General features: G+C 68.9%; 4 protein-coding genes. 1 reads left to right on the plus strand and 3 read right to left on the minus strand.

Going from position 1 to position 5,538, the window contains the following annotated elements; all coding sequences use genetic code 11:
* Window positions 1-118 precede the first annotated feature (118 nt).
* From grxD to purL, 3 genes are all read right to left on the minus strand, one after another.
* Window positions 119-454, minus strand: coding sequence for a Grx4 family monothiol glutaredoxin (grxD, locus tag V7067_RS14980; protein WP_334176709.1), 336 nt, complete (start codon window positions 452-454; stop codon window positions 119-121).
* Window positions 455-659: 205 nt separating this feature from the next.
* A complete protein-coding gene (locus V7067_RS14985; RefSeq protein ID WP_334176710.1) occupies window positions 660-896 on the minus strand; it encodes a BolA family transcriptional regulator in 237 nt (78 codons plus the stop codon).
* A 60-nt stretch (window positions 897-956) separates the two neighbouring features.
* Entirely contained in the window at window positions 957-3,155 is a 2,199-nt protein-coding gene (purL, locus tag V7067_RS14990; RefSeq protein ID WP_334176711.1) for a phosphoribosylformylglycinamidine synthase subunit PurL, read from the minus strand.
* A 282-nt stretch (window positions 3,156-3,437) separates the two neighbouring features.
* Here purL and V7067_RS14995 point away from each other — a divergent pair.
* A partial coding sequence (locus V7067_RS14995) for a mechanosensitive ion channel domain-containing protein (RefSeq protein WP_334176712.1) occupies window positions 3,438-5,538 on the plus strand: 2,101 nt, incomplete at its 3' end.

Genomic DNA, 5,538 nt, shown 5'->3' on the forward strand with positions numbered 1-5,538 from the left:
GGGGCGCGGCGGGCGGCAGAGAACGGGCGGTAACGAACGGGCGGCAAAGAGCGATCGACGACGCCGGGCTGGCCCGAGGTTCGCCGATCTTATGCGCCGATCGTAAACGGGGCGGCGGTCAGGCGGCGTTCTCGACCGGAATGCCGTTTTCGCTCAGCAGGGTCTGCAGCTCGCCCGCCTGAAACATCTCGCGCACGATATCGCAGCCGCCGACGAACTCGCCCTTGACGTAGAGCTGCGGAATGGTCGGCCAGTTGGCATAGTCCTTGATGCCCTGACGCAGGTCGGCCGATTCCAGCACGTTGATGCCCTTGAACGGCACGCCGAGATAATCGAGGATCTGGACCACCTGACCGGAAAACCCGCACTGCGGGAACGAGGGCGTGCCCTTCATGAAGAGCACCACATCGGTGCCCTTCACTTCCGCGTCGATGAATTCTGCAATCGCGCTCATGCTGAAACTGTCTCCCGGTGCAGCGCTGCGGGCCCGCGGGCCGCGCACGACGGCGCTGCTTTGGTGCTGATGTTGGATAAGCCGGCCATTGCCCGCCGGACCGCGCCGGCCGGGGCAGGGCCGGAGGCGGCGGACGACTCTCTCTTCAGGCAGATGCGCCCGCCGCCGCCGGCTTTCAAGGCCGGTCGCGGCGGAAATGCCGGTCTCAGGCCTCCGGCGCGGCCGTCTGCAGGGCCAGCGCGTGCAGCGCGCCGCCCATGGAGCCCTTCAGCGCCTCATAGACGATCTGGTGCTGCTGCACCCGGCTCTTGCCGCGGAAGGTTTCCGAGATCACCACCGCTGCATAATGATCGCCGTCGCCTGCCAGATCGCGGATCTCGATGCGGGCGTCGGGCAGGGCGCTGCGGATCAGGGTTTCGATTTCGCGGGCGTCCATCGCCATCGGTGCGGTTCCTCTCTGTCGGGCGGCCGGTCTGCCGGGGCGCAGGCCCCGGCACGCCGCTCAGCCGGCCATATAGCGCGGGAACCAATCTTCATGCGCGGTCTTCAGTTTTGCAACGGCAACGCTGAAGGCGCCGTCCACAGCCAGCGCATCGCCGCCTGTGGTGCCCAGCACATCCACCGGCACGCCGGCGGTTTCGGCGGCGATCATCACGCCTTCGAGGTCTTCCGGGTCGATGGTCACGACATAGCGCGCCTGATCCTCGGCAAAGAGGGCGATATGGGCCGGGGCGGGCAGTGCGGCGATCTTGGCGCCGATGCCGCCGGCCATGGCCATCTCGGCCAGCGCCAGAGCCAGGCCGCCATCGGAAATGTCGTGGCAGGCGGTGATCATGCCGACCGTGATGAGGCTGCGGACGAGATCGCCGTTGGTGCGCTCGGCCTCCAGATCGACCGGCGGCGGCGCGCCGTCGGTGCGGCCGGACAGGTCGCGCAGGTAGATCGACTGGCCCATATGGCGGCCATGGCCGCCGACGAGCAGAATGGTCTCGCCTTCCGCCTTGAAGGCGATGTTCACCGCCGTCTCGACTTCCTCCATCAGGCCCACGCCGCCGATGGCCGGGGTCGGCAGGATCGCCTCGCCCAGCGTCTCGTTGTAGAGCGACACGTTGCCGGACACGATGGGGAAGTTCAGCGCGCGCGCGGCCTCGCCGATGCCCTGCAGGCAGCCCACGAACTCGCCCATGATTTCCGGGCGCTCCGGGTTGCCGAAATTGAGGTTGTCGGTCAGCGCCAGCGGGGTTGCGCCCACCGCCGAAAGGTTGCGCCAGGCCTCCGCCACCGCCTGCCGGCCGCCCTGCACGGGGTCGGCCCGGCAATAGCGCGGGGTCACGTCGACCGTCATGGCAAGGCCCTTGTCGGTGCCTTCCACGCGGATCACGCCGGCATCGCCGCCGGGGCGGATGGCGGAGTTGCCCTGAATGAGGGTGTCGTACTGCTCCCACACCCAGCGGCGCGAGGACTGGTCGGGCGAACCGACGAGGCTGACGAGCGCCGCCCCCAGATCGTCGGGCGCGGGCACCTCTTCGGGCGCGATCACCGCCGGGGCCGGGCGGGCCACCCACGGGCGGTCATATTCGGGCGCCATGTCGCCCAGTTCCTTGATCGGCAGGTCGGCCATCACCGCGCCATGGTGGCGCACCACGAAGCGCAGGGTGTCGGTCGTCTGGCCGATCACGGCGAAGTCGAGGCCCCACTTGGTGAAGATCGCCTTGGCCGTGTCTTCAAGCTGCGGATGCAGGACCATGAGCATGCGCTCCTGGCTTTCCGACAGCATCATCTCGTAGGCCGTCATGCCGTCTTCGCGGCACGGCACCTTGTCGAGGTCGAGGTCGACGCCGAGGTTGCCCTTGGCCCCCATTTCCACGGCCGAGCAGGTGAGGCCGGCGGCGCCCATGTCCTGAATGGCGATGACGGCGCCGGAGGCCATCAGCTCAAGGCAGGCTTCCAGCAGCAGCTTTTCGGCAAAGGGATCGCCGACCTGCACGGTCGGGCGCTTCTCCTGCGAGCCCTCGTCGAATTCCGCGGACGCCATGGTGGCGCCGTGGATGCCGTCGCGGCCGGTCTTGGAGCCGAGATAGACGATCGGCATGCCCACGCCGGAAGCCGCCGACAGGAAGATGCCGTCGGCCTTCGCCAGTCCCACCGCCATGGCGTTGACGAGGCAGTTGCCGTTGTAGCTCTTGTCGAAATTCACCTCGCCGCCGACATTCGGCACGCCGAAGGAATTGCCATAGCCGCCGACGCCGGCAACCACGCCCGCCACGATATGGCGGGTCTTGGGATGGGACGGCTCGCCGAAGCGCAGTGCGTCGAGCGTGGCGATCGGGCGGGCACCCATGGTGAACACATCGCGCAGGATGCCGCCGACGCCGGTGGTCGCGCCCTGATAGGGCTCGATATAGGAGGGGTGGTTGTGGCTCTCCATCTTGAAGACCACCACCTGACCGTCGCCGATGTCGACGACGCCGGCATTTTCGCCCGGACCCTGAATGACGACCTCACCGGTGGTCGGCAGCGTGCGCAGCCACTTCTTCGACGATTTGTACGAACAGTGTTCGTTCCACATCGCCGAAAAGATGCCGAGCTCGGTCAGCGTCGGTTCGCGGCCGATCAGGTCGAGAATACGCTGGTACTCGTCCGGCTTCAGGCCGTGCTCGGCGATGAGGGCGGGCGTGATCGGGACGTCGTTGCGGATCATGGGGATCTCCGGCGCGGGTCGCCGGTCCTTCCGGCGGCGCTCTGTTGCAGGCGCACTTCCACCGCGCGGTGGATATCGGCGCTTGCCGCGTCCGTCAACGCCTCAGGCCGCATGGCCGCCCACCGCCGGCCGCTTTGCGGGCGGGCGGCGGGCGCGGCAACGGCTGCCGTTGCGCCGGCGGGCGCTCTCGTTCAGCATGGCGCCGGCGCAGCCCGCACGGATGCAGGCGCAAAGCGGCCGGTGTAAAGCGGCCCGCGCAGGGGCGCGCAGGGGATTGAGACGATGATGGAAGCGGCTGGTGCGGGTGGTGTCCCGGCGGAAGCGTCCGGCGGGCGCGGCGGGCCGGCCGTTTCGCGGCGGGCCGGGCCTTGCGGCCCTGCGGCCCTGCTGGCGATGCTGTTTCTGGCGGGCCTGCTGGCGATTGCCGCCGCCGGGCCGGCCAGCGCCAAGGACAAGGCGGCCCCTTCGGAGGATGCGGCGCTGCAGGAGCTGGTCTCCGCCGCCAAGGCCAAGGGCGCCACCGTGCTGGTCATCGCGCCGCCCGGCGGGGCGGGCGAGGGCGGCGAGGCGGCGGCCGGCCCGTCGCGCACCACCACTTTTCTCCTCACGCTGCAGCATCTGCGTGTGGCGATTGCGGAGATGGCGACCGATCTGCCGGCGCACTGGCGCAATCTGGAAGACGAGGTGGGCACGCTGGTCGATCGCGGCGTGATCGAGCGCACGCTCAGGGCCATGCGCGTGGCGCTGGTGGCCAATGCCGTCGGCCTCCTCGGCATCGCGCTTTATGCCCTGTGGGCCCGGTCGCGGTTTGCGGCGCTGGCCGCCGCGCCGGTGCCCGGCCGGGCAGACCGCATTGCGCTCGCGCTCGGGCGGCTTGCGCTGCTGCTCGGTGCGGTCGTCGTGTTCGTCGTGGCCGGGGCCGCGGCCTCCGTGGCGATGAGCGAGGATTTCTTCTCCACCGAACGCATTTTCCTCATCTTTCAGCTGCCCGTCGCAGAACTGCTGCTGGCGATCATCCTCCTCCTCACCGTTCTGGCGCCCTTCGCGCCGCAATCGCGGCTCGTGCCGCTGGGCGATGCCGATGCCCGCCGCCTGACGGTGCAGCTCGCGGCCATCGCCCTGTTCGCGGCGGTGGCCGGCGGCGTTGTCGCGTGGATCGAAATCGCGCGGATGCCGCGCTCGCTCTACCGGCTGACGATGCTGGTGGCGCTCAATGGCAGTTGTCTGGCGCTGATGCTGGTGGCCCGTTCGCTGCGTGGCCGTGCGCTGCAGCGCACGGAGCCGCCGGCGCCGGTGATTGAGGTCGATACTCATGAGGAGGCCGACGCCGCCGAGGCCGCGCTGTCGCTGGAACAGGAGGCGGAGCGCGAGGCAACCCACATTCCGGCCTCCGGTTTTCTGGCCGAGCACTGGCACACGCTGGCCGCCGCAGCGGTGTTCATTGCCGCCGTCATCGGCTCGGCGCGGGTGCTGCTGAACCGTGCCGAGCCGATTGCGCCCATCCTCGGGCCGTTCGTCGTCATCGCGGTCGGTGTGCTGGGCTATGCCGTTCTGGTGTTCTGCATCGACCGCGCGTTCGCCCTGCTGCGCGGGCGGGCGGTGGATGACGAGCCGCAGCCGGCGCCGCTGCCCAACCCGGACGGGCCGCCGGAAACGGAGGTCTCCTCCCACCGCAGCCGCGAGGCCGCCCGCCGGCGCGCGCGGGCCGACCGCCGCGTGCTGGCCAGCCGCCGCGGCATCGTGCGCGCGCTGTTCGAGCACGGCGCCCTCATTCTGATGATCGCCTTTGTGTGCAGCGGCGTGCTGGCGACATGGGGCATCGACGTGCGCGATCCGGAAGGGCCGTTCGCGCGCTTTGCCGGCCTCATTCTCGTGGTGTTCGTCTCCATCATGGCCTACCGGGCCGTCAAGCTGTGGCTGGATGAGGAAATCGCGGTGGAGAATTTCATCGCCGCCGAGGAGATGGCACGCGGCGAAAGCGTTTCCATCGTCGGCGCCACCACGCGGCTCGGCACGCTGCTGATGATCGTGCGCAACTTCCTGCTGGCGGCCATCATTGCGGTGGCGCTGATGATCGCGCTCGACGAACTGGGCGTGAACATCGCGCCGCTCTTCGCCGGTGCCGGCGTGGTCGGCATCGCCATCGGCTTCGGTGCGCAGTCGCTGATCCGGGACATGTTCTCCGGCATGTTCTACCTGATCGACGATGCGTTCCGCACCGGTGAATATATCGACATCGGAACCTGCAAGGGCACGGTGGAGAAGATCTCCATCCGCTCGTTCCAGCTTCGCCACCAGAACGGCCCGCTCAATACCGTGCCGTTCGGCGATATCAAGAAGCTGACGAACTACTCGCGCGACTGGGTGATCGTGAAACTGCCGA

Origin of the sequence: Pseudoxanthobacter sp. (genome assembly GCF_036822375.1) — a bacterium.
In the GTDB taxonomy this organism is placed as follows: domain Bacteria; phylum Pseudomonadota; class Alphaproteobacteria; order Rhizobiales; family Segnochrobactraceae; genus Pseudoxanthobacter.